At 30.8% G+C, this 23,062-nt stretch carries 21 protein-coding genes; 12 read left to right on the forward strand and 9 right to left on the reverse strand.

Annotation, left to right across the window (positions count from 1 at the left end):
* The 4 genes from AAC053_RS04570 to AAC053_RS04585 form a co-directional block, all read right to left on the reverse strand.
* The coding region (locus AAC053_RS04570) for a PorP/SprF family type IX secretion system membrane protein (protein WP_339753363.1) at nt 1-1,295 on the reverse strand (1,295 nt) is incomplete at its 3' end.
* A 1-nt stretch (nt 1,296) separates the two neighbouring features.
* Complete coding sequence (locus AAC053_RS04575) at nt 1,297-2,724, reverse strand: gliding motility-associated C-terminal domain-containing protein (protein ID WP_339753365.1); 1,428 nt, start codon at nt 2,722-2,724, stop codon at nt 1,297-1,299.
* Between the two features lie 132 nt (nt 2,725-2,856).
* Nucleotides 2,857-4,170, reverse strand: a complete 1,314-nt coding sequence (locus AAC053_RS04580) for a hypothetical protein (RefSeq protein WP_339753368.1) — start codon at nt 4,168-4,170, stop codon at nt 2,857-2,859.
* Between the two features lie 269 nt (nt 4,171-4,439).
* Nucleotides 4,440-4,892, reverse strand: a complete 453-nt coding sequence (locus tag AAC053_RS04585) for a hypothetical protein (RefSeq protein WP_339753370.1) — start codon at nt 4,890-4,892, stop codon at nt 4,440-4,442.
* A gap of 570 nt (nt 4,893-5,462) precedes the next feature.
* Between AAC053_RS04585 and AAC053_RS04590 the strand changes: the two genes are divergently transcribed.
* Both AAC053_RS04590 and AAC053_RS04595 read left to right on the forward strand, forming a co-directional pair.
* On the forward strand, nt 5,463-6,071 hold the full coding sequence (locus tag AAC053_RS04590) for a hypothetical protein (RefSeq protein ID WP_339753373.1): 609 nt from the start codon (nt 5,463-5,465) through the stop codon (nt 6,069-6,071).
* A gap of 428 nt (nt 6,072-6,499) precedes the next feature.
* Nucleotides 6,500-6,691: a cold-shock protein gene (locus AAC053_RS04595; RefSeq protein WP_339753375.1), complete on the forward strand. Its 192-nt coding sequence runs from the start codon at nt 6,500-6,502 to the stop codon at nt 6,689-6,691.
* Nucleotides 6,692-6,760: 69 nt separating this feature from the next.
* On the opposite strand, the gene AAC053_RS04600 is transcribed toward AAC053_RS04595, so the two are convergent.
* Together AAC053_RS04600 and AAC053_RS04605 are read right to left on the reverse strand one after the other, a co-directional pair.
* On the reverse strand, nt 6,761-7,501 hold the full coding sequence (locus tag AAC053_RS04600) for an acyl-CoA desaturase (RefSeq protein ID WP_339753377.1): 741 nt from the start codon (nt 7,499-7,501) through the stop codon (nt 6,761-6,763).
* A 68-nt stretch (nt 7,502-7,569) separates the two neighbouring features.
* Nucleotides 7,570-8,139 (reverse strand): Crp/Fnr family transcriptional regulator, encoded by a 570-nt coding sequence (locus AAC053_RS04605; protein ID WP_339753379.1) that lies wholly within the window; start codon nt 8,137-8,139, stop codon nt 7,570-7,572.
* 184 nt (nt 8,140-8,323) lie between these two features.
* On the opposite strand from AAC053_RS04605, the gene AAC053_RS04610 reads away from it, so the two are divergent.
* The 10 genes from AAC053_RS04610 (at nt 8,324) to AAC053_RS04655 (ending at nt 19,917) form a co-directional block, all read left to right on the forward strand.
* A complete protein-coding gene (locus tag AAC053_RS04610) occupies nt 8,324-8,548 on the forward strand; it encodes a cold shock domain-containing protein (protein ID WP_339753381.1) in 225 nt (74 codons plus the stop codon).
* 139 nt (nt 8,549-8,687) lie between these two features.
* Nucleotides 8,688-10,031, forward strand: coding sequence for a DEAD/DEAH box helicase (locus AAC053_RS04615; protein WP_339753383.1), 1,344 nt, complete (start codon nt 8,688-8,690; stop codon nt 10,029-10,031).
* A gap of 29 nt (nt 10,032-10,060) precedes the next feature.
* The gene (locus AAC053_RS04620; RefSeq protein WP_339753385.1) at nt 10,061-10,387 is read left to right on the forward strand and encodes a hypothetical protein; all 327 of its coding nucleotides are present in this window, start codon (nt 10,061-10,063) and stop codon (nt 10,385-10,387) included.
* 171 nt (nt 10,388-10,558) lie between these two features.
* Complete coding sequence (locus AAC053_RS04625) at nt 10,559-11,872, forward strand: DEAD/DEAH box helicase (RefSeq protein WP_339753387.1); 1,314 nt, start codon at nt 10,559-10,561, stop codon at nt 11,870-11,872.
* A gap of 643 nt (nt 11,873-12,515) precedes the next feature.
* On the forward strand, nt 12,516-12,896 hold the full coding sequence (locus AAC053_RS04630; RefSeq protein ID WP_339753389.1) for a GntR family transcriptional regulator: 381 nt from the start codon (nt 12,516-12,518) through the stop codon (nt 12,894-12,896).
* 42 nt (nt 12,897-12,938) lie between these two features.
* Nucleotides 12,939-13,805 (forward strand): ABC transporter ATP-binding protein, encoded by an 867-nt coding sequence (locus tag AAC053_RS04635; RefSeq protein ID WP_339753391.1) that lies wholly within the window; start codon nt 12,939-12,941, stop codon nt 13,803-13,805.
* Nucleotides 13,805-14,503: an ABC-2 transporter permease gene (locus AAC053_RS04640; RefSeq protein WP_339753393.1), complete on the forward strand. Its 699-nt coding sequence runs from the start codon at nt 13,805-13,807 to the stop codon at nt 14,501-14,503. Before AAC053_RS04635 ends, AAC053_RS04640 begins: the two co-directional genes overlap by 1 nt.
* Complete coding sequence (locus tag AAC053_RS04645) at nt 14,500-15,138, forward strand: ABC-2 transporter permease (RefSeq protein ID WP_339753395.1); 639 nt, start codon at nt 14,500-14,502, stop codon at nt 15,136-15,138. The genes AAC053_RS04640 and AAC053_RS04645 overlap by 4 nt, the downstream gene beginning before the upstream one ends.
* A gap of 65 nt (nt 15,139-15,203) precedes the next feature.
* Entirely contained in the window at nt 15,204-16,091 is an 888-nt protein-coding gene (locus AAC053_RS04650) for an ABC transporter ATP-binding protein (RefSeq protein ID WP_339753398.1), read from the forward strand.
* Between the two features lie 253 nt (nt 16,092-16,344).
* On the forward strand, nt 16,345-19,917 hold the full coding sequence (locus AAC053_RS04655) for a M1 family aminopeptidase (RefSeq protein WP_339753400.1): 3,573 nt from the start codon (nt 16,345-16,347) through the stop codon (nt 19,915-19,917).
* Between the two features lie 492 nt (nt 19,918-20,409).
* On the opposite strand, the gene AAC053_RS04660 is transcribed toward AAC053_RS04655, so the two are convergent.
* The 3 genes from AAC053_RS04660 to AAC053_RS04670 are packed head-to-tail and all read right to left on the reverse strand — an operon-like array spanning nt 20,410 to nt 23,050.
* A complete protein-coding gene (locus AAC053_RS04660) occupies nt 20,410-21,216 on the reverse strand; it encodes a type 1 glutamine amidotransferase domain-containing protein (RefSeq protein ID WP_339753403.1) in 807 nt (268 codons plus the stop codon).
* 8 nt (nt 21,217-21,224) lie between these two features.
* Entirely contained in the window at nt 21,225-22,385 is a 1,161-nt protein-coding gene (locus tag AAC053_RS04665) for an iron-containing alcohol dehydrogenase (protein WP_339753406.1), read from the reverse strand.
* 32 nt (nt 22,386-22,417) lie between these two features.
* Nucleotides 22,418-23,050, reverse strand: a complete 633-nt coding sequence (locus AAC053_RS04670; RefSeq protein WP_339753409.1) for an NAD(P)H-dependent oxidoreductase — start codon at nt 23,048-23,050, stop codon at nt 22,418-22,420.
* Nucleotides 23,051-23,062 lie beyond the last annotated feature (12 nt).

The following is a 23,062-nucleotide window of genomic DNA, read 5'->3' on the forward strand; positions in this document are numbered from 1 at the left end:
AACAATTTAACTTGTGCATCAGCTTCTTCTTTAGCTTTCTGTTCTGCTAACAACTTAACTTGTGCATCAACTTCTTCTTTGGCTTTCTGTTCTGCCAACAATATAGCTAGTGCATCAGCTTCTTCTTTAGCCTTTTTCTCTGCTATTAGCCTAGCCTTAGATTCAGCTTCTTGTATTGATTTTTCTTCAGTATCAATTTTGGCTTGAGCTTCTGCTTCAAGTTTAGATTTCTCTTCGTCTTCTATGTCTAACTTAGCTTGCTTTCTTCTTTTTACAGCTCTTTCTCTGATACCTTCAAGCTCTTCTTGCGACATTTCTGCTACTGCATTTCTTTTTTTAGAAAATAATCCACTTACTTTTTCATCTCCACTATATACATATTTCTTTTTAGCTATAAATCTGTAAGCCAAAGTAATTTCGTGAGAGGATCCAAATTCTACTAATTCTCCTATAGATTTTTCTATATTATATTCTAAAGCAATTTGCTTTGTAATATTTAGTCCAATTCCTCCAGAAACACCATACACATTATTATAACCTAATTGTAGCCAAAGCCCTTTAGGAACATTTATCATAGCGAGTCCAGAGATAATAGTTTCGTCTTTTCTGAATTCTGATCTAAGTATGGTTGTAAACTTAGTGTCGTCGAAAAAACCTCGACCATTAAAATAGCCTGTATGCATCACATGTGCCTGTATACCTTGTTTTGGATTGTCCTCAATAAGCATAGATGACTCTAAATTATATAGAACAAGGTTGTTTACTGATACACCAAAATCTAAAAACTCTGTACCATAGTTAATCCCAGGATTTACAGTAAGTAAAAAATTTGATGGTACGTTTTGTAATGCAGGATCATCAAAATTTGTAATTACATTAGACATATTTATGCCACTTTTATAGGCTCCGACATTAAGTCCAAATGTTAAGTTACTATCTGTATTTAACTTTACATTATAAGCGAAATTTAATAAGCCACCAAATGTCGTTAAAACACCATAATTTTGTTGAAACACAGCTAATCCAGCACCAACATTTTCAGAAAAACGACCAGAAAAACTGGCTATATAAGTTTCTGGTGCATTTTCAAACTGCGTCCATTCTTTTTTATTGCTAATATTAAAGTACTTATTTTGCTCTCTAACAAAGCTAAATGTTGGGTTAATAGCATAGCGATTAAACACTAATGAGTTTCTTATTGGTAAGTCTAAAGAAACCACACCATCATCTTCTTGAGGAAAGACCATCTGTACAAAACAGAATATTATTAATATGGTCAAAAGATACTTTTTCATATTACTTTACTATCGTTATAGAACCTAGTTTTGTTTTTAGATCTGCAGTCGTAATGATATAATAATATAAAACGTTAACGTTTGTTAGATCTAATGCATTTTCTGGCCAATTATTTTGATAATTAATGGTTTGAAAGACTACTTGGCCACGATCATTTAAAATTTGAACTTCTGTATTTGTGCCAGTGACATATTGTTGGGGAATAGTCCAAGTATCATTGATGCCATCTCCGTTAGGACTGATAACATTAGGAATCTTAGGTACATCTGGAAAAGGATCAAATTCTTCTTGTACCACAAACACATATTCCTTTGATGCTGCACATCCTACCGTTTCTGTAATGACAATTTTATAATCACCAAATTCTGTTGCTTGGTATGTGTCTGTTGATTCTCCTATGATTAATGAGTTATTAAAATACCATTCAAATTCTGGATTATTTGCAGTCGTTGTAACGGTTACCATTAAGGTTTCTCCATCTTCAATTATATTTACTTCATCAACATTTAGTGAACTATCAAATAATTCACTTACTAAATCTATTGATCCTGAAGCTGAACAGTCACCTAAATCTACTTGAACAGAAAAGTTGCCTGACTCATTAGTTTGATACATTTGTGCCGTAGCATCAGGTATAATGACTCCATCTTTAAACCACATGTAGCTATTTCCGCCTATGGTATTTAAAGTCGTTAAACCTTGCTCAGGACAATATGGATTTCCTAAACTTGAAGAAATAGTAATATCGGCCTCACCAGAAGTTGCTTCACTAATGGTAACACGATTTGAAAACGAATCTGATGTACAAGATCCATAATTAGTTTCGGCAAAATAGGTACCTTCAACATTTACTGATAAAGAAGAACCTTCGTCAACAAAAACAGATGTTGTGGAGCTCGTTTCTTTATACCAGTTAAAAGTAAGACTTGGGTAGAGTAGAGGTGAATCGTTAGCTCCTGTACCCGGATTATCAATAGTTAAAAGATAGCTTCCACCTGTACAATAAGCGCCTGTTGACACTAAATTATTGATAGTAAATGGCGAATCTTGCAATTTATAATATGCGGCAAAATTTTCTGAACCTGAGCTTGTAGCAACTGGTGAACTACTTTTAATTCTAATTTTATAATTTTCTCCTGCTGTAGTTTCGGGTAATGAAAAACCGAGCATTGCTGGAGATGTCGTTATGGATCCGGCTGCAGAAGTAAATACAACTGTTGGGTCAGAAAAAACACCATCTGCATCTGAGAGTTCTATGGTAAACTGATTTGTAGCGTTTAATTGAGATTCTGGAGAAAAGACAAAAGTAGTGCTATAAGTATTAAATGACTCACTGGCACAAGCCTGGCTAAACCCTAAATTAGGCGTGCCAATAACTATTTGAGCGCCTACATGCTCTTGCAAAGCAAGAACTAGTAAGCAAAGCAAAAAAAGTCTTTTTACTATAGTGATTTTATACATGCGGTTGTAATTGTAATTATCTATTCTATAAGCATTATTTATTGAGGTATTTTGCTAATAAATCCAAATGATTTTATTGTAATTGAAAGTTATATTGTTTTAGTCTTCATCTTCAATAAGATCATTAGAAGCAATGATTTTATTCACTCTTAATCTAAAATCTGGATATTTTGCACTTTCAGCTTCTATGAATGTTTCATAGTCTGGTCCTTTAGAATATAAGTTGTTAAAAGCTCTACTGCCATACCAACTTTCTAAATCATCATTATTGGTATAACCTTTTCGAAAAATATTTCCTTCACAATTATTAAAATAAGTTCTAGTAAACGCTATTTTTTCCAAGTTCTCATTATTAATTTTAATTTTATCGTCTAAAATTACAGCTGGATTGAAACCAGAAATAACGCTTTTATCAATTGTAAATGAAGCATCTTCTCCTATATAGATAGCTTCTTGCACTAAACCAATTTTAATATCAGAATCTAAATCATCTGAAATATTAACCAAGGTTAAGTTTTCTGCACTAACATAAGTTGAATTCTTAGTAGAATCTACATTTTCAATATCGTCATAAGACGAAACGTACATACATCTTGATCCATCTGCGCTAGACACATAAGGAGATCTAACTGCTAAAGAATTAACAATATTACATTGTGTACCATTATTAAATTCGTAGTCATTCTTACTAGATCTAAAAGACACCATTTTAACTAGTACAAGTTCACCACCAAGTATATTAAATGAATTTCCTTCACAATAACTTACCATTACATTAAATAGTGTGGTTTTTAGACCTACACCTGCTAATGTAAGTCCATTAAAATTTCCATAGTTTCTGGTTTTTTTGCCTGCATATTCTATTCTTACAAATTTTAAACTACCAGAATCACTGAGAGGATTCTCACCTCCATAACTGATACTTTCAAAAGATGAAGGACGTAAACCATAATCTATAGCAGTTTTGTTTCCAAAAAGATTTGTAGGCGCATCACCTAATATAAAGATGCCTCCCCAATCTCCAGGTTTTTTATCACTCTTGCTAGATGTAAAAACAATAGGGTCGGTTTGTGTACCTTCTGCGATAATTTTAGATCCCTTACTGATTATAAGAGAGCCTTTAGTTTTAGAATCACCAAGGATTACTGTCCCAGGTTCTATTGATAGTGTAGCATTGTTTGTAACAAACACGTCACCTAATAATAGGTATGTATTGCTTTTAGATAATTGTATGTCTTGAGAAATATTACCACTTAATATTTGAGTCGGTTCGCTATAATCCTTCTGATTTGGTTTAAACTCTGTCCAAGAATTTAACCAATTGTTATAGCCAATTATTCCTTTTTCTTGCTGTGCAAAAGTATTACCAATTAGTAAAAAAAAGATGAGTGCGGTTAAAGTGAAATTTTTCATAGTCGTTAGATTCGTTTGTTTAGATTAATTACTTTTAACTATTGAATTCAAATATAAAAATTTTACCTACGAAATACAAATATTATCGATAAAATACGCTATTTTGTGATGTATTTAGGTTTTTTCCTACAAAATTATAGTAATTTACAATAAATAAGCATTTAAGAATAACTACTTGCTAATCAATTGTTTGTTTAAAATGTAAAGAAATTAAAAAACCTTGACTAAAAATAGTCAAGGTTTTAATAAATAAAAACTATAAAAACTAACTAATCTTTCTTAAAGTCTTCGTAGGTGTGTAGTGTTTTTAATGTAGATTCATAAAACAATATGGCAGAAATTAAATCTGTAGTATCCGAGTAGGGCAATATTTTCTTTTGAAACTTAATAGTGCTCTCAAAATAAGTGTCTGATGCTTCTATATTTTCTTTTAAAGCTTTCTTATTGTCTTTAGTTTCAGGAATTCCTAGAGATTCCATAGTTATACCAGGTTTTGTTGCAAAAGCTATATTTGGTAATATATTAACGATGACTTCTATACGTTCTATATATAAAACAAGTAAATCACCTTTTTTCATTTTTTCTAAATTATCTCTACTGTGATATTTAGCAATGTTTACTTTACCACTAATTATACTCTGAGATTCTCCTTTTTTCTGTGCAAAACCTATGTTTATTATTAGAAAAAACATAGCGCTAAAAAGAGTGAATTTTGTTTTCATGTTCATCATTTTTAATTAATCTTATTGAAACAAATCTATACAATTAATTAAATAAAACAATTAAAATATCATTTTTTTAGTAAAATTATTTAACACTTTAAATACATATATCATAGATAAATTGCGTAAATAGTGGATTAAAAGCATATTTAATCGACGAAACGCGCTATTGAAATTTAACATAAATATGACAGATTTAAACACAAAAAAGAGTTAAATAACAAACTAAATTTATAGATTTTAGGCAAAAAAAGTATCTACACGTTATTTTTTTTTGCTTTTTTAGCAATCAAATTTTACTGTTTTGAATAGGTTAAATTATATTCAAAAATTCATATTTTAATTGAAGCCTCATAGTAAAGTTTTTACTTGCCCTTTTTCACTCTATATCCATTAAATTTTTATTGTTCTGCGTTTATTATTTATGAAAACTCACAGATAAGGAACAGTATTTCATCGGCATTTTTTGCAAAAGCATTCAATTCATCGTAAAATCTATGCATTCATGTCTTTTTTAGTGGATTATAGTATGAATCTTGGATTTTTGGTATTCCCAAAATTTATTAACCTATGAAAAATCTACTTTCAATCTTTTGTGTTATTTGTTTATACAGTGCATTAAATCCTATAAATGCTCAGATGGAAACACTTATTTCAGATAAGGAAAGTCCTATTTATGATCGTTTAGAAAATCAATTAACTAATACTGATACCATTCCTGAATATAGGTCTAAATCAAATAAACTAAAATTAACTGGTATTATATACGAAAGCGATGGAGTAACACCCGCAAAGAATGTTATCCTATTTATTGAACAACCTAATGAAAATGGTGATTTTGAACTGAGAAATAAAGGTGATAGACGTTATGTATTCCATAGAAGTTGGGTAAAAACTGATACTGATGGCAGATATACATTTTACACCTTTGTACCTGGCAACGATAGGCGTTATAATCAGTTGCAGCAAATATTTCCATTAATTAAAGAATCATCAAAACAAGCATATCAGTTAGAGACATTTCTATTTGATAATGACCCATTATTAACTAAGCGTTGTCGTAAACAAATTGCTAAGAAGAGTGATCCTGCAAGAATTATGAAGTTAAAGCAAGTGGATGATTTATTAATCGCGGAAAAAAATATTGTATTGGCTTCTACTGAAGTTAAAACCAAATAAGATATTATTTTGAACCGCTTACTTAACAGTAATATAGGCTAACTCATCTGAGTTGGCTTTTTTTATACTACTTATTAATTTCAATAGGTTAGGACTGCTTATTCTATAAAAACCTTAGTCAACTCAACATCGTCAAATTTCAGTTGCAGTATTACATTTCATCTTTTATAAACGAATTTGAAACAAATGAGTGTATTATAGCTAAAAACAAGAAAAACATATTTAAAGACACTATACAATCAGAGAAATAATCACTTTTATTTATGTTGAGACAAGAGATTAAACATTTATAAATTCTTAACTGCAATTAGATATTTACTGATTAATCAAATAATTATTTAGAAATAAATCAATGTAAAAGGGTATAAATCAAAAAAATGGTAGCATCTTTGCTTTTCAATTAGTATTATAAATTAAATTACATTACAATGAGTAAAGGAACAGTAAAATTCTTCAATGACGCTAAAGGTTTTGGATTCATTACAGAAGAAGGAGTTGACAAAGATCACTTCGTACACATTTCTGGATTAGTAGACGAAATTCGTGAAGGCGACCAAGTTGAATTCGATTTAGAAGAAGGTAAAAAAGGATTAAATGCGGTAAACGTAAAAGTTATCTAATACATATACTTCTAGTTTTATAAAAGCCCATCAAAAATTTGATGGGCTTTTTTATGTTTATTTATATAATTAATCCTTAGTCTTTATTGGTTTTAACCGTATAACACCAAAAGTATCCAAAAGTTTTATGATGATGTAGGTGGTATCAATCTCATACCATTTTACACCAAAATTAGCTCTGCTTGCATTCTCATGATGATTATTATGATAACCTTCACCCATCATTAAAAAGTCAAATCGAAAGAGATTTTTACTGGTGTTTTTCATTTTAAAGTTTACATAGCCATAAATATGACCAAACCAGTTAATAATTACACCATGTATTGGTGCCATTAAAAACGTTATTGGTAATAATAGCCATTGCCACCATGCAGTTACAAAATATACAAAGAATAAAATATAAAGTGTTATCCAGAGCAATCTCGAAAAGCGCGAACTTGCAAATCTATCAAACCCTTTCCATTGTGGTACGTTTTTAGTAAAACGCTCGTCTATTGAAACTCGTTGTTTATTAATATCTTGATAAATGGTTTTTGTTTTCCACATCATCGCAAATGCATTAGTATCATACGATGGAGAATGCGGATCTTTTTCTGTATCTGTATAGGCATGGTGCATACGATGCATAACACCATAACCATAAGCGCTTAAGTAACTTGAACCTTGAAAAACCCATGTAAAAATAAAAGTTAAGCGCTCCATGGTTTTAGACATTGTAAAGACCTGATGTGCTGCATATCGATGCAAAAAGAATGACTGAAAAAATAAGCCTCCATACCAAAGCATTAAAACAAAAATAACAACCTCCATAATTTTTTTGGCAAAGATAATTTGATGTTCTATTATAAACAATGAACCTAAATCAATTAAAATGCCTTTTATAAACGTCTTCTAATTCTACTTAAAGCTTGTGGTGTCACACCAATATAAGAACTGATGTATTTCAGCGGAATTACTTTTATAAGTTCGGGACGCTCTTTAAACAGCTTAGTATAGCGTTCTTCTGCTGTAAGATTTAATAAATTTTGCTCTCGCTTAGATTTTATTAGAAAGAGACGTTCTGCTGTTAATCTACCAATTAGGTTTCCAATTTGGGTATTGTTATAAACCGCTTGCAGATCGTTATAGGTAATACTTAAAATAGTCGTTTCTGTAAGTGCTTGTAATTGATACGCAGAAGGTTTTTGTGTTAAGAACGAATCATAAGCACTAATAAACTGGTCTTTAAAGCTAAAACCAAATGTGATTTCCTTTTCTGGGTTTTCTTTAGGAATAAATAAACGCACTACACCAGTCTCAATAAATGAGATATGATTTTCTATAGCATTGATTTTTAAAAAAATCGCTTTCTTTTTAATCACTCGACGCTGTAACTTAGACATAAAAAAATCCCAATCTAATTGAGATATGGTAGCAATTTGATCTAAGTAAGATTTTATCTGTTGCACTATTTTTAATGCTAAAAATTATGCGAGCTAAGATACGGATTCATATTTCCATTAAAATAAATTTGAGAAAGAAACAACTATAACTTAAGACATTTTTTACAAACCCTATTATTTATACTATTTTTGTAATCTTAAATAAATAACATAAAGACCAGAAATGATGTTTAAAAATTTAATAAAAAAAATGTTTAGTTCTAAGAAAGGAACTGGTGCAAAAGAAGGTACCATAAAATTTTTTAATTACAAAAAAGGATTTGGATTTATAACCCTTAAAGACTCTGAAGAAGAGATTTTTGTGCATACAACAAACCTCATAGACAAAGTTAGAGATAACAATAAAGTTACATTTGACGTAGAAAAAAGCAAAAAAGGTTTAATCGCTACAAATGTGCGAGTGGTTAAAAAGTAAAATTTAACAACACTATATATAACCATCTTAATTGATGGTTTTTTTGTTTCTTAAAGTTTTTAACTTCTCAACTAACGTTAACACTACTCTTTATCACATTCAATAGAACAGTATTGTTACCTTTACCAAAATTATTTTTATGTCAAAACGTTTTTCCGATTTAGGGATTAATGAAAATCTACAAAAAGGCCTCGCTAATTTGCAGATTACTGTTCCTACAAATATTCAAGAAAAAGTAATTCCGTTGGTATTACATCAAAACGAAGATGTAGTAGCTTTGGCAAAAACAGGAACAGGAAAAACTGTAGCTTTCGGATTGCCTTTACTGCAATTAATCGATATTGAGAATAGCAATATACAAGCGGTTATATTAGCACCAACACGAGAATTAGGTCAACAGATCTATACAAATCTCGTAGCCTTTGCTGTGCATACACCTTCTATTTCTATTGCTACAGTTTGTGGTGGTATTCCTATTAAACCACAAATAGAACGTTTACAAAGTACTACGCATATAGTGGTAGCAACACCAGGTCGTTTGACTGACTTGGTAAAACGTAACGCTATTAATATTAAGGATATTACGTATTTTATTTTAGATGAAGCTGATGAAATGGTGAGTGCCTTAAAAGAAGACCTAGATGCTATTATTAAAGAAATCCCAAGAGCAAGGCGTACGTTATTGTTTACAGCGACTATGCCTGGCACTATAAAACAATTGGTACAGAATTATATGTCTAAGAAGGTGGTGCATATAGAAGCTGATATGGAAACAATTGGGCATCAAGGTATAGACCATCGGTATGTGGTTGTAGAGCCGATAGAAAAATTAGACGTCTTACTACATTTCTTAAATAAAAAAGAAGGACAACGTGGTATTATATTCTGTAAAACAAAAGCAGCTGTAAATAAACTGGCAAAGAATTTAGCTATTAATAAATTTTCATCTGGAGCGCTTCATGGAAGTTTAAGTCAAGGTATTCGTAATCGGATAATGGGTCAGTTTAGAGAAGGTCATATTGATATTTTAGTGGCTACCGATTTGGCGGCTCGTGGTATTGACGTTAAGGAGATTGCTTATGTGGTAAATTACCATTTACCAGATACTTATGATGCTTATGTACACAGAAGCGGCCGAACAGCAAGAGCAGGAGCAAAGGGTTTAGCAATAACTATTCTACAACAAGAAGAAGTCATTGATATAGCTGAATTTGAAGACGAATTAGGTATCAGTTTTAAAGAACACAAAAAAGCAGATGCACAAAGTATAGAAGAAAATAAAGCTTTGTTATGGGCAAAAAAAATATTTAAGACCAAACCGAATCGTAATATTTCTGAAAGCTTGAGAAAAGATATCCGAACCATTTTTCATCATTTAACCAAAGAAGAGTTGATAGAAAAAGTATTGGCACATCAATTAGAAGAAACAACTTTGGCTACACCAAAATTAGACAATTCTAAGAAAAAGAAAAATAAGAAATAGGTATGGTTCAATAGAACTTTATTAAGAAATTGCAAAAGATCGCGGCAGATTATGATGTTACAAAAGACGCTATCTATAGCAATAACAAAACTATAACCTATGATGTGGTTTTTGAGGCCAATGAAAATTATATTAAAGCTGTTTTTGATCATAACGGAACAATTCTAAGTTCTGAGGAGTATTATGAATATGTAAGAATTCCTAATGCTTTAATTAGCCAATTGGTTAAAGAATTTCCTGGATGGTCTTTTAATAAGAGTAATTGCACAATCATATATTCTAATGAAGGTGATGCAAAATTCCAATACACTGTAAAACTTAAAAAAGGAAATAAATCTAAATTGATTACAAATTAACCCTGACCATAATTATTAGTTCATTATAAAGGCAGCATCTTTTAGAGATGTTGCTTTTATTTTGTTTAATTCCCAAGAATGGTATTCTTACCTTTGCCCGAGAATTAAAAAAATAATTCTTACGAAAAGTCCTAAATCATTCGACTTTAAAAGAAAAAATAAGGAATAGTTATGGCAAATAGCATAAAAGAACAACAAGAGATTCTCGAAAAGTTGAATATTTACGCGCTCAATCCCATGCAAGAACAAGCCATGGAAGCAATTGATAAAAACGAGAAAACCATACTATTGTCACCAACAGGTACTGGGAAAACTTTGGCTTTTTTATTACCATTATTAGAACAGTTAGACCCTGAAAGTGAAGACGTACAAGCCTTAATTATTGTGCCTTCTAGAGAATTAGCCATTCAAATAGAAACCGTTATTAGAAATATGGGTTCTGGTTATAAAGCCAATGCCATTTATGGAGGTCGTTCTATTGCCAAAGATAAGATTGAACTAAAACATACACCTTTCATTTTAATTGGTACACCAGGACGTCTATTAGATCATTTTGAGCAAGCACGTTTTACTACCAAACACATTAAAACTTTAGTGATTGATGAGTTTGATATTTCTATAGAAGTGGGAGCAGAAGGTGAGATGAAACAGATTATGAGTTATTTGGCCAATGTCACTAAGCGCATACTAACGTCTGCAACACCTGGCTCTTCTATACCTAAATATTTAAATATGGTTGGTGCTAAAACCTTGAATTTCTTAACAGAGAAACCAAGTTCTAAACTCGAATTGAAGACTGTAGTTTCACCATCGGCAAACAAACACAACACTTTGGTAGATTTATTACACCATGTTGGTAGTGATCCTGGTATTGTATTTTGTAATAAAAAAGAGCGTCTCGAAGATTTAAGTCGCTTCTTAGATAAAAAGAACGTTGCACACACGTGTTTTCATGGTGGTATGGAACAACGCGATCGCGAGCGTGCTTTAATAAAATTAAGAAATGGTAGTGTGTCTGTACTTATTGCTAGTGACTTAGCCTCTCGTGGCATTGACATCCCAGAAATGAAATATATTATACATTACGAAATGCCTGAAGCAATTCAAGAATACACACATAGAAATGGAGGAACAGCCAGAGTAAACTCTAAAGGAACGGCTTATTTAATAAAAGGCGATCGCGAAGTGTTTCCTGATTTTGTTGGAAAATCTCAAACTATTCGGATTAAAGAAGGGGGTGATATTAAACCACCATTTTGGATAACCCTATTTATTTCTGGAGGACGAAAAGATAAAATCTCTAAAGGTGATATTGCAGGTTTGTTTTTTAAGCAAGGCAATATAACTAAAGACCAATTAGGTGTTATTGAACTAAAACAAGATTGTGCCTTTGTAGCTGTACCTGTTAGTATTGCGGATGATTTGGTTGGCAAATTAAATAATGTACGTTTGAAGAAAAAGAAGGTTCGGGTTAGTGTTATTTAAATAGTCTATTTCGTTTTAATTTTGAGTTGTAATGCCTAATCTAATATCTGTTCAAGTGGTTTTTAAATAAAAAAAAACGAGAACAGTTTTAAAAACTTGAATTTTTTAATAAGCGTACTCTTAAATTCTTCTGATTATCTATACTATTTTCTAAGGTATAAGATACGCATGTAAATCATCAATATGATTGATTTTGCTATCTAAATAGTGTGCATTGGGATAATATGGGCTTTATTCACAAGGTTTCTATTATAAATTAATGAGTTATGTTTTCTATTAAACAAGAAATAAGGCGACCAAAATTTTAATAAGACATGTTAGAAGAGAAGTATAATATTTTAGGAATGGAAAATGAATTCTACATTACTTTTATAAATCCTTCTAATTAGAATTTTATATTCTTCAATATTTATCTGACTCCCTTCCCTACAATCAATTTTATTTTAATATTTTTTGACCACCTTTAATAAAATAGTAAAAACCTATTTATAATGGCGCTTTTCTTTATCTATAAATTTGTTTTATAAATATAGCTTCCCATTTTTTCATTAAAATGTTTAATTACTCAATAATTATTTATATTTTCGCATATACAGTATATACACTATTAACTGTATAGACAATTATAAAGTAATTATAGTAAATGAAAATAGTTATTTCAAATTCATCCTCAGAGCCTATATATGCGCAGATAGGTAGGCAAATTAAGGCTCAGATTATTTCAAGTGATCTTAAAGAAGGAGAAGGACTGCCATCTATTCGAAAACTAGCAAAGGAGCTTCACATTAGTGTAATTACTACCAAACGTACTTATGTAGAACTCGAAAAAGAAGGATTTATAGATACTGTTGGAGGAAAAGGAACTTTTGTTGCAACTCAAAATAAAGAACTGTTGCGCGAGAAAAAGATGAAATCTATCGAAGATTTAATGGCAGAGACAGTTACTAAAGCACAAAAATTAGGAATAAAATTTGAGGAGCTACAAGAGATGTTAACTATTCTCTATAATGAGAATGACGAATAAAATTAAACTAATAACAATCAATATTCTATTAAAAAGAATTTAATGAACAATACATTAGACATATACAACCTTTCCAAAGACTATGGTGATTTCCGTTTAGATGACGTTAACTTTTCATTACCAAAAGGATATATTATGGGACTAATCGGACCTAATGGGTCTGGAAAAACTACCATAATAAAAATCATCATGAATCTTATAATCAAGCAGAGTGGAGACATCAAAATATTTGGAAAAGATCATCAGAAATTTGAGATTGAAGCTAAAAAACGAATCGGATTTGTATATGATACACCCAAGTATTACGAACATCTCAATTTAAAGCAACTAAAAAATACAATTGCACCTTTTTATGATAATTGGGATGAAACAATTTTCAATACAATTATTAATCGTTTTGAACTGCCACTGAATAAAAAACTAAGAAAATTTTCTAAGGGAATGGCGATGAAGAGTGCTATTGCTATTGCTTTATCTCATCACGCAGACTTCATTATTATGGATGAACCAACTTCAGGACTAGATCCAGTTGTAAGGCGAGAATTACTAGATTTTTTTAGGGAATTAATGCAAAATGAAAACAAATCAATACTATTTTCATCACATATTACTAGCGATATTGAACAAGTGGCTGATTATATCACCTATGTACAAAACGGGAAAATAGTTTTTTCAAAAACTAAAGATGAAGTCTTTGAGAATTATGCTATCGTCAAAGGTGGAAATGATCTTTTGAATACTGATTCTAAAAAAGGATTTGTTGGTATTAGAAAGAATGAATTTGGTTTTGAAGCACTTACTGATAATGTAAATAAATCGAAAAAAATATTTGGTAATAAAGCTATTTATGATAAAGCTAGCTTGGAAGATATTATGTTTTACAATAACCTAAAATCTAAAACTGTCTGATGAAAACAGGACTACTAATCATAAAAGACTTTCGAGCTAACTGGATGTATCAATTATGGGGATTAGCCATTCTGTTTTTTGCAAGTGTTGTGTTCACATACATAGTGCTTAAAGAAAACGGTAGAGCTGATCCGGAGCTTGTTATATATTTTATAGTAGTACTATTGAGCAGTAGTGCTGTTTCCCTACTATTTATGATAATTGATGAATTATACCAAACAGACGAATTATTTATAAGCCTACCAGTTAAAAGAAATCAAATTGTTATAGCCAAGTACACTAGCTCTATTGTACAAATAATACTTGCGCTATCAGTACATTTTCTTGGTGTTCAAATTGTGAGTTATTTCTTTGGTGAATTAAATAATTCTGAATTGAAAATCATATATAACCCAATCGTTTGGCTATCCATATTTATAATATTATTACTTTTCAAAAGCTATGCGTATCCGCTTTACTTTAAGTTTGGCTTGACTAAAGGGGTCGGAATTCATTGTGTAATTCAATTCTTAATTCTTGTTATATTTATTATTAGTTGCCAAATACATAATCCCTCTTATTTCATCCAAAGAGCTTGGCAATGGATATTAAATCAAAATGTTTACTTGATATTGATGAGTATAATCGGGAGCTTTTTGCTGTTATTATACGGATCACTAACTCTATCTAAAAAACTTTATAGAAATAAAGAATTATGAATCTACAAATGGTATTAAAATTGATTTTTCGAGATTTTAGTGTATATAGAGCTCGTATTATAATTACCTCTGTGATTGCATTGGTTGTTGGTATGTTTATGATATTCATTAATACACATTTAGATCGTATGTTTGGAGGCTCCAGCTCATTTATTATTTTGACAATCATAGTCCCTTTTTTGCCTGAACTTAAGAATAAAAGTGTATGGATACAAACAGCTAGTTTGCCTGTATCAAGAAAAGCAATGGTTACATCACGGTTTTTAAGTTCTTTATTAATTTCTGCTATTAATCTACTTATCTGGGTTATAGTATTTAATGTTTTAATGAAAGTTCTAAAATCAGATCCAAAATACGCGTTAAGCAGTACTATAATTAGTATAGTCTGGATGAATCTAATATTTAGTTTGGCTCTATTTTATTTTGCATATTACCGTTTTAGCTTTATGGTAGCGCTGGGATTTTATCTTTTTTCTATGATAATCCCGCAGTTATTACAAACTTTATTAAATCGAACTAGAGGTTTTGTTCTTGAAGATTTTAACCAATCATTTAGCTTATCCATAATGGCAATTAGCCTACTTATTATTTCATTTTCAGTATCATATTTTCATTTCCCTAAAAAAGACCTTTAATTTAAATCAAGTAAAAACAGGTAAGGGCTTCATCACCCGAATTATTAATCAAAAAACGAACAATTATGCAATTAATCATCAAAAATTTAACAAAGACCTATAAAAATGGAGTAAAAGCTATTGATAATGTAAGCATTGAATTAGGTACAGGAATGTTCGGTTTACTTGGACCTAATGGCGCAGGAAAATCTTCATTAATGCGTACCATAGCTACGTTACAAAGTCCTGATGCCGGAACGATTACTTTTGGTGATATTAACGTTTTAGAAGACAAATTGTCTTTAAGAAAAATATTGGGCTACTTGCCGCAATCCTTTGGTGTTTACCCAAAAATGTCGGCAGAAAAATTATTAGATTATTTTGCGAATTTGAAAGGTGTTAGTTCTAAATTGGATAGACAAAAATTAGTGAAAGAAATATTAGAAATAACTAATTTGTATGATGTCCGTAAAAAATATGTAGATGGTTATTCTGGAGGAATGAAACAACGTTTTGGCATTGCTCAACTCTTATTAAACAGTCCCAAACTAATTATTGTAGATGAACCGACAGCTGGTTTAGATCCGGCAGAAAGACAACGATTTCTAAACGTATTACGAGAGGTTGGGACAAATAGTACTGTGATTTTTTCGACTCATATCGTTGATGACGTGAAAGAATTGTGTAATGAAATGGCTATTTTAAATGGCGGACGAATTCTTAAGCATACCAGACCCATAGAAGCTACTACAGCCCTTAATGGTCAAATTTGGACAACTAATATAGTGCGTGAAACGCTAGAAGTAATGGAGGATAAGTATGATGTGTTATCCTCTATATATAATCAAGACAATTCTTTAAATATTCGAATCCATTCAACCATAAAACCAGGCAAAGACTTTGAAGAGGCAGTGCCACAATTAGACGATGTCTATTTTATAACCTTAAAGCAAGACGAGAAAGTGCTTACTTAACGGAATAATTTTTTAAAATATCTTAAGTGATCACTATTAATGGTATAATCTGTTGTTTTGAATGCTCTTAAATGGAACACCTTGCTAATTTAATTATTCATAAATCAACTAGTTGATACAAGTCTAAGGACAGTTTGAATTTGTAGGAATAAACTTAAAAAATACAATTATGTTTACTAAAATATTCAAATACGAATTAAAATACTGGTTTAAAAACCCTTCATTATATATATATATCATATTTTTTTTAATAATGTCAATACTAATTGCAGCTACAAAAGCTGGGATTTTTGATAATTTAAGTACAACTACAGGATCTACGATCATAGCCAATTCGCCAATGAGAATTGAAAATATGTTCAGCACATTAACAGGTTTAATATTCTTTTTATTTCCTTCAATAATTGGGTTATCGGTTTATAGAGATTATAAATGCGGAATTAATACAATTTTACATTCCTATCCTTTTACTAAGGCCAATTATTTATTTGCTAAATTTTTAAGTGCTGTTACTATAGTAACGCTTATAGTTTTAATAGTTGGTATTGGCATGTATGTGGGATTTAGACTGCCAGGAACTAATCAAAATATTATTGGATCATTTCAATTTATGTCCTATATCCAAATATATTTAATTTATATACTACCAAATATTCTATTATATGGAGCAATCATTTTTGCAGTTGTTGTGTTTACTAGAAAAGTAATAACGGGTTTTATTGTTTTTATAATTCTGTTGTTAATGCAAACAACTATGCTAAGTCTTTTATCTAATCCAGACTATGCAACTATTATAGCCTTATTTGAACCCACAGGTGCTTCTGCAACAATTTTTTATACAAAATATTGGACTATTGCAGAACAGAATGAGCTATTTCTACCAGTAAAAAAACTCATTATTTATAACAGAATTTTATGGTTAAGCATTGCTACAATTATTTTTGGTTTTGTTTACAACTATTTTAAATTTAATCAACATCCGATATCATTTTCATTTAAAAAACAAAAAGGGGAGCGTGTAATTAAAAATAATTTTGGCAGTATTACTAGGGTCGAATTACCTAAAGTAGCTTTAACTTTTTCTACTATTCATTACTTAAAAATAACATGGAAACAATCTAATATCGATTTTAAATACATTGTTAAAAGTATCCCATTTATTGCTATCCTTATCGTATGTACAATCATTTTATTAGTTGATTATATAGGAGGTGCAAATTTTAGAGGAACTTCAAGATTCCCAGTAACTTGGAGAATGTTACATTATGTTGAGGCTTTCCAGTTGGCCATAATTATTAATACTTTTTTATATGCAGGAATTCTTACACACAAAGCAAGAATTTCAAATATACACTTACTTGTAGATACAACACCAATACCAAATTGGTCAATTTTACTATCAAAATTATTGGCATTATTTAAAATGCAATTCTTAATGTTAACTGTTATTTTAATTACTGCACTTTCTTTTCAAATTTATAAGGGATATTATAATTTTGAAATCAGCCATTATCTATTTGAATTATATATACTCAACTTTATTTACTATATGCTTTGGGCAATGTTGGCGGTATTTGTACAATCATTGATTAAAAACCCTTATATAGGCCTATTTATACTAATTATTATTTTCCTAACTGTAAGTACCTCTTTACTGAGATATATTGGTATTGAGCAATCCATTTTTGTTTTCAATCAAGGAACTGGTTATCGTTATTCAGACATGAATGGCTATGGCAATTATTTATCAAGTAACTTCATTTATAATTTTTATTGGCTATTATCAGGAATCTTACTTTTAATAGGAGCAGGCTTATTTTTTATAAGAGGTTTGTCCTTTTCGTTTAGCGAGCGTATATCCATAGCAAAATTGAGGTTAACAAAAAAGACAGCAATAGGATTTGGAATCATTCTTATAGCTTTCTTAAGTACGGGTTTCAGCATTTACTATGAAAACAATGTAATAAATACTAGGATTTCAGCCAAGGAACGAGAACAAATTATAGTAGCCTTAGAGAAAAAGTACACCAAATACAAAGAGTATGAACAACCAAAAATTGTTTCAGTAAAAATTGATTTAGATATATTTCCGAAGACATTAGACTTTAATCTAAAAGGAAGCTATCTATTAGTAAATAAAACCAAAGGTGCTATTGACAGTCTCTTTTTAAAACATAACGATTATCCAAGCACATTTGAGTTTAATACACCAAATACTTTAGTTTCTGAAGACCGTCTTTTTAGGTTTAATATGTATCATTTAAAAAAATCATTACAACCAGGAGATAGTATTCGATTAAATTTCACTATCAAAAACAAGCCCAATACCTTGCTTAATACTAATTCTCCAGTATTAAAAAATGGCACATTTCTTAATAGTTTTAAGCTGGCACCTACATTTGGTTATAATGGAAATGGGTTGACAGACAATGAAGTGCGTAAAAAATATGGCCTTCCAAGTGTAGCATTAAAGCCACATCCATCAGATTCTACCGCTTTGCGAACAAATGAATTGACAAAAGATGCAGATTGGATAGATTTTGAAGCTACTTTAAGTACCTCTTTAGATCAAATTGCGATTGCACCTGGATATTTACAAAAAGAATGGTTCGATGACGATAGGCACTATTTTCATTATAAGATGGACCAAAAAATGTTAAACATCTATTCGTTTAATTCAGCACGCTACGAAGTAAAAAAAGATACATGGAACGATGTTGCTTTAGAGATTTACTATCATAAAGGCCACGAATATAATTTAGATAGAATGATGGCAGGTATGAAAGCCTCATTAACTTATAATTCTAAAAATTTTAGTCCGTATCAACACAAGCAAGTACGTATAATTGAATTCCCTAGAACCTATGGAAGTTTTGCACAATCGTATCCCAATACAATACCGTTTTCAGAAAGTCATGGTTTTATAGCTGATGTAGATGACAACGATGTAGGAGGAATAGACTATGCATTTGGTGTGACTTCTCACGAGGTAGCACATCAGTGGTGGGCACATCAAGTAATTGGAGCTGATGTATTAGGTTCCTCAATATTAACAGAAAGTGTATCGGAATATGTACGATTAAAAACTTTAGAACATCAATATGGAAAAAAGAATATGCATACTTTTTTAAAATATGCTTTAGACCGTTATCTAAGAGGGCGCAAAAATGAGTCAATCGGTGAAGACCCCTTAATGTATATGAACAGTCAATCGTATATCCGTTATTCTAAAGGAGCACTTGTGTTTTATGCCTTTAGTGATTTAATAGGTGAAGAAAACTTGAATACTGCATTAAGCAAGTTTATCGAAAAGAATAAGTTTAAAGGACCACCATATCCCACTTCAATTGAATTGGTTGAAAACATTAAAAAAGTAACGCCAGATTCTTTACATTATGCAATTAAAGATATGTTTGAAACTATAACACTCTATGAAAATGAGGTCGTTGATTTTACAACTAAAGCATTAAATAATGGTACTTATAAGGTAGATATAACTGTTAATGTAAGTAAATATAGAAGTGGTAAAAATGGAATTCGCTTTTATAGTGATAACCAAATAGATTCCATTTTTTATAAAACAGAAACGATGAAAAGTCCTAAGTTATCTCTGCCTTTATCAGATTACATTGATATAGGAATTTTTGGAGAAGAAGAAATTGATGGTAAAAAGAAAGAAATTGTATTGTATTTACAAAAGCATAAAATAACTTCAATACATAACAAAATGACCATAATCGTAAACCAAAAACCTACAGAAATAGGAATAGACCCATACAATAAATTAATAGATACAGATTCTAAAGATAATAGGATGAAGTTATGAGGTAAAACCTATTTTTTTATTAATACATGTAAAAAGAAATAAATATCAAAGGGATACTATATCATTAAGTTTTGGCTAAAAATGTTGACTATGACTAACTAATAAAAACCATCCTATAATGTACCGCGCTATTTAACTTGAGCTTTGGAAAAAGTGAAAGTGGTTACTATAGTTTTCATTAAAAAATTTCTTCTCAAATCTTCTCTTACTAAAGTTAATGGAACACTTTTTTTATGCGACGCGACGTAGGAGGGAAGCGTAATATGTGTGGAATGGGTAAAAAAAGTTAAATAATTATCCACAGATATTTTAGCATAAAGCTCATTGTTTTAAAAACAAGAAAAACAAAAAGGAAACAGATATTAAAATTGGATTTTAGAAAGAAAATCTAAAAACAGAAATAATACATCGAAACAAATTCCTGAATAATGTCTAAAAACAGAAAAAGGTTACCCATAATGGATAACCTTTTATAGATTTAAAATTATGAGATTATTTTAAACTTTCTAACAGTTTCTCTGCAACTAATTCAGATGAAGCTGGGTTTTGACCAGTAATTAAATTTCCATCTTGAATAGCATAAGCTGCCCAATCGTCTTGTTTAGAGTAGATTCCTCCGTCTTTTTTCAACATGTTTTCTACTAAAAATGGTACTACTTCTGTAAGACCAACTGCAGCTTCTTCGCTATTTGTAAATCCTGTTACTTTTTTACCTTTTACTAACGGATTTCCATTTGCATTTTTAACATTTTTTAATGCTGCTGGTGCGTGACATACAAAACCAATTGGTTTTTCTTGACTATTAAATTTTTCAATTAAAGCAATAGAAGTAGCATCGTTTGCTAAATCCCATAACGGTCCATGTCCTCCTGGATAAAACACAGCATCAAAATCATCAGGATTTATATCAGCCAATACTTTTGTGTTTGCAATTCTTTCTTTTGCTTCTGCATCTTTATTAAAACGTTCTGTAGCTTCTGTTGCAGCATCTGGAGAATCACTACTCGGATCTATTGGTGCAGCGCCTCCTTTTGGTGTAGCAATAGTAATAACGGCTCCTTTATCTAATAGCGTGTAATATGGATTTGCAAATTCTTCAACCCAAAATCCTGTTTTCTTTCCTGTATCCCCTAATTTATCGTGAGATGTTAATACAAATAATATTTTCATTTGATTTTCTTTTTTTAATTCAATTATTTCTTCTGAAACTTTTTCAGAAGGTGTTTCTTTTTTTGTCTCTTTACAACTTGATGCCGTAAGTACTGTTAGCACTAATGCTACTATTTTTATTGTTTTCATATTTAAAATTAATAAGCCATTTTTACAATTTCCTCAACTTTTTCTGGTGATAACGACTGATGTTCTCCTAGTCCTAACCAACCACGATCTGTAAAACGTTTTGCAATTTCTTCTGCTGTTCCTTCGTAATCGTTAGTATAATCAGACAGTTTTGTGTCGATTCCTAAAGATTTGAAAAATGCAGTTGTTTTTTCGATAGCAGTATAGGCTTTATCGCCGATACTTCCTTCAGTAATATTCCAAATACGCTCACCATATTGTGCTAATTTTTCTTTTTTAGCTTCAAAATTATATTTGTAATGACTTTCAGTTATAATTGCTAATGTTCTTGCGTGATCTATACCAAATAAAGCAGTAAGCTCGTGACCCATAGCATGAACCGCCCAATCTGTAGGTACTCCTTTTTGAATTAATCCGTTTAATGCCATGGTACAACTCCACATAAAATTAGAAGCTGCTTTATAGTCAAACTCATCCTTTAACATAGTTGGTGCAATTTCAACCAAAGTTTGCAAAATACTTTCAGCAAAACGATCTTGTAATAAAGCTCCAATTGGATAGGTCATGTATTGCTCTAAAACATGCGTAAAAGCATCTGCTAAACCATTTACCAATTGACGTTGTGGAATTGATTTTACAACTTCGGGATCTAGAATTGAAAATTGTGGAAACAAACCAGGACCTCCCATAGCGAATTTCTCCTTTGTTTCTGCTCTTGTAATTACAGCTCCAGAATTCATTTCAGAACCTGTTGCTGGTAATGTTAGCACAGTTCCAAAAGGCATTCCTTTTTCAGTTCTAATATTTTTAGTTAATATATCCCAAGGTTCATCACCTTTATATAAAGCTGCGGAAGATAAAAATTTAGTTCCGTCAATTACGGAACCACCACCAACGGCTAATAAATAGGTAATATTTTCGGTTTTAATTACTTTTAAAGCTTCCATTAATGTATCATATTCTGGGTTTGCAGGAATACCTCCAAACTCGATCACATTTACTTTATCTAAAGCCGTTTTTACTTGGTCATAAATACCATTCTTTTTTATACTTCCTCCACCATAAAGTAGTAATACTTTGGCTTGTTCTGGAATCTCATTGGCAAGGTTTTCTATTTGGCCTTTACCAAATATAATTTTTGTAGGATTTTGAAAATCGAAATTGTTCATCTTCTTTTTTTTAATTTCTTATAGTGTAAAAATTACTCAATTACTGTTACTAAATCTTCTGTGCTTTTTCTAACCTTTACAAGATTTACCAACCAATCGCTATCGGCATCTCTGTAACCAATTGGTAACATTACTGCACTACGCAAACCTTTTGCTCTTAAGTCTAATATTTCATCTAACTTATCAGCGTCAAAACCTTCTAAAGGTGTTGCATCTACACCTTCGTAAGCAGCAGCTGTAATAGCTTGTGAAAATGCGATGTATGCTTGTTTAGCAGCATGATTAAAGTTTACTTCTGCATCTTGTTGCGGATACATTTTTAATAACATTTGACGGTAGTTTTCCCAGCCTTCGTTTTTAAACCCGCGAATCTCATTTGTTAAATCGAACATATAGTTAATTCTATCTTCCGTATAGGTGTCCCAAGCAACAAAAACGAGTAGGTGAGAGCAGTCTGTAATTACAGATTGGTTCCAAGCTATTGGTCTAATTTTTTCTTTAATCTCTTGGTTTTTAATTACAAATATCTCGAAAGGTTGTAAACCACTTGATGTCGGAGCCAGACGTGCTGCTTCCAAAATGCGTTCAATTTTTTCTTCTGACACTTTTTCACCATTCATTGCTTTTGCAGCATATCTCCAATTTAATTTATCTAATAATTCCATATTCTTTATTAA

The sequence above is a fragment of the uncultured Winogradskyella sp. genome (genome assembly GCF_963975125.1).
In the GTDB taxonomy this organism is placed as follows: Bacteria; Bacteroidota; Bacteroidia; order Flavobacteriales; family Flavobacteriaceae; genus Winogradskyella.

What these genes read in the sequence shown, in the direction of transcription:
- AAC053_RS04580 (WP_339753368.1), bottom strand. Translation starts at nt 4,170, where the DNA reads ATGAAAAATTTCACTTTAACCGCACTCATCTTTTTTTTACTAATTGGT.
- AAC053_RS04585 (WP_339753370.1), bottom strand. Translation starts at nt 4,892, where the DNA reads ATGAAAACAAAATTCACTCTTTTTAGCGCTATGTTTTTTCTAATAATA.
- AAC053_RS04590 (WP_339753373.1), top strand. Translation starts at nt 5,463, where the DNA reads ATGAAAAATCTACTTTCAATCTTTTGTGTTATTTGTTTATACAGTGCA.
- AAC053_RS04595 (WP_339753375.1), top strand. Translation starts at nt 6,500, where the DNA reads ATGAGTAAAGGAACAGTAAAATTCTTCAATGACGCTAAAGGTTTTGGA.
- AAC053_RS04600 (WP_339753377.1), bottom strand. Translation starts at nt 7,501, where the DNA reads ATGGAGGTTGTTATTTTTGTTTTAATGCTTTGGTATGGAGGCTTATTT.
- AAC053_RS04610 (WP_339753381.1), top strand. Translation starts at nt 8,324, where the DNA reads ATGTTTAGTTCTAAGAAAGGAACTGGTGCAAAAGAAGGTACCATAAAA.
- AAC053_RS04615 (WP_339753383.1), top strand. Translation starts at nt 8,688, where the DNA reads ATGTCAAAACGTTTTTCCGATTTAGGGATTAATGAAAATCTACAAAAA.
- AAC053_RS04625 (WP_339753387.1), top strand. Translation starts at nt 10,559, where the DNA reads ATGGCAAATAGCATAAAAGAACAACAAGAGATTCTCGAAAAGTTGAAT.
- AAC053_RS04630 (WP_339753389.1), top strand. Translation starts at nt 12,516, where the DNA reads ATGAAAATAGTTATTTCAAATTCATCCTCAGAGCCTATATATGCGCAG.
- AAC053_RS04635 (WP_339753391.1), top strand. Translation starts at nt 12,939, where the DNA reads ATGAACAATACATTAGACATATACAACCTTTCCAAAGACTATGGTGAT.
- AAC053_RS04640 (WP_339753393.1), top strand. Translation starts at nt 13,805, where the DNA reads ATGAAAACAGGACTACTAATCATAAAAGACTTTCGAGCTAACTGGATG.
- AAC053_RS04645 (WP_339753395.1), top strand. Translation starts at nt 14,500, where the DNA reads ATGAATCTACAAATGGTATTAAAATTGATTTTTCGAGATTTTAGTGTA.
- AAC053_RS04650 (WP_339753398.1), top strand. Translation starts at nt 15,204, where the DNA reads ATGCAATTAATCATCAAAAATTTAACAAAGACCTATAAAAATGGAGTA.
- AAC053_RS04655 (WP_339753400.1), top strand. Translation starts at nt 16,345, where the DNA reads ATGTCAATACTAATTGCAGCTACAAAAGCTGGGATTTTTGATAATTTA.
- AAC053_RS04660 (WP_339753403.1), bottom strand. Translation starts at nt 21,216, where the DNA reads ATGAAAACAATAAAAATAGTAGCATTAGTGCTAACAGTACTTACGGCA.
- AAC053_RS04665 (WP_339753406.1), bottom strand. Translation starts at nt 22,385, where the DNA reads ATGAACAATTTCGATTTTCAAAATCCTACAAAAATTATATTTGGTAAA.
- AAC053_RS04670 (WP_339753409.1), bottom strand. Translation starts at nt 23,050, where the DNA reads ATGGAATTATTAGATAAATTAAATTGGAGATATGCTGCAAAAGCAATG.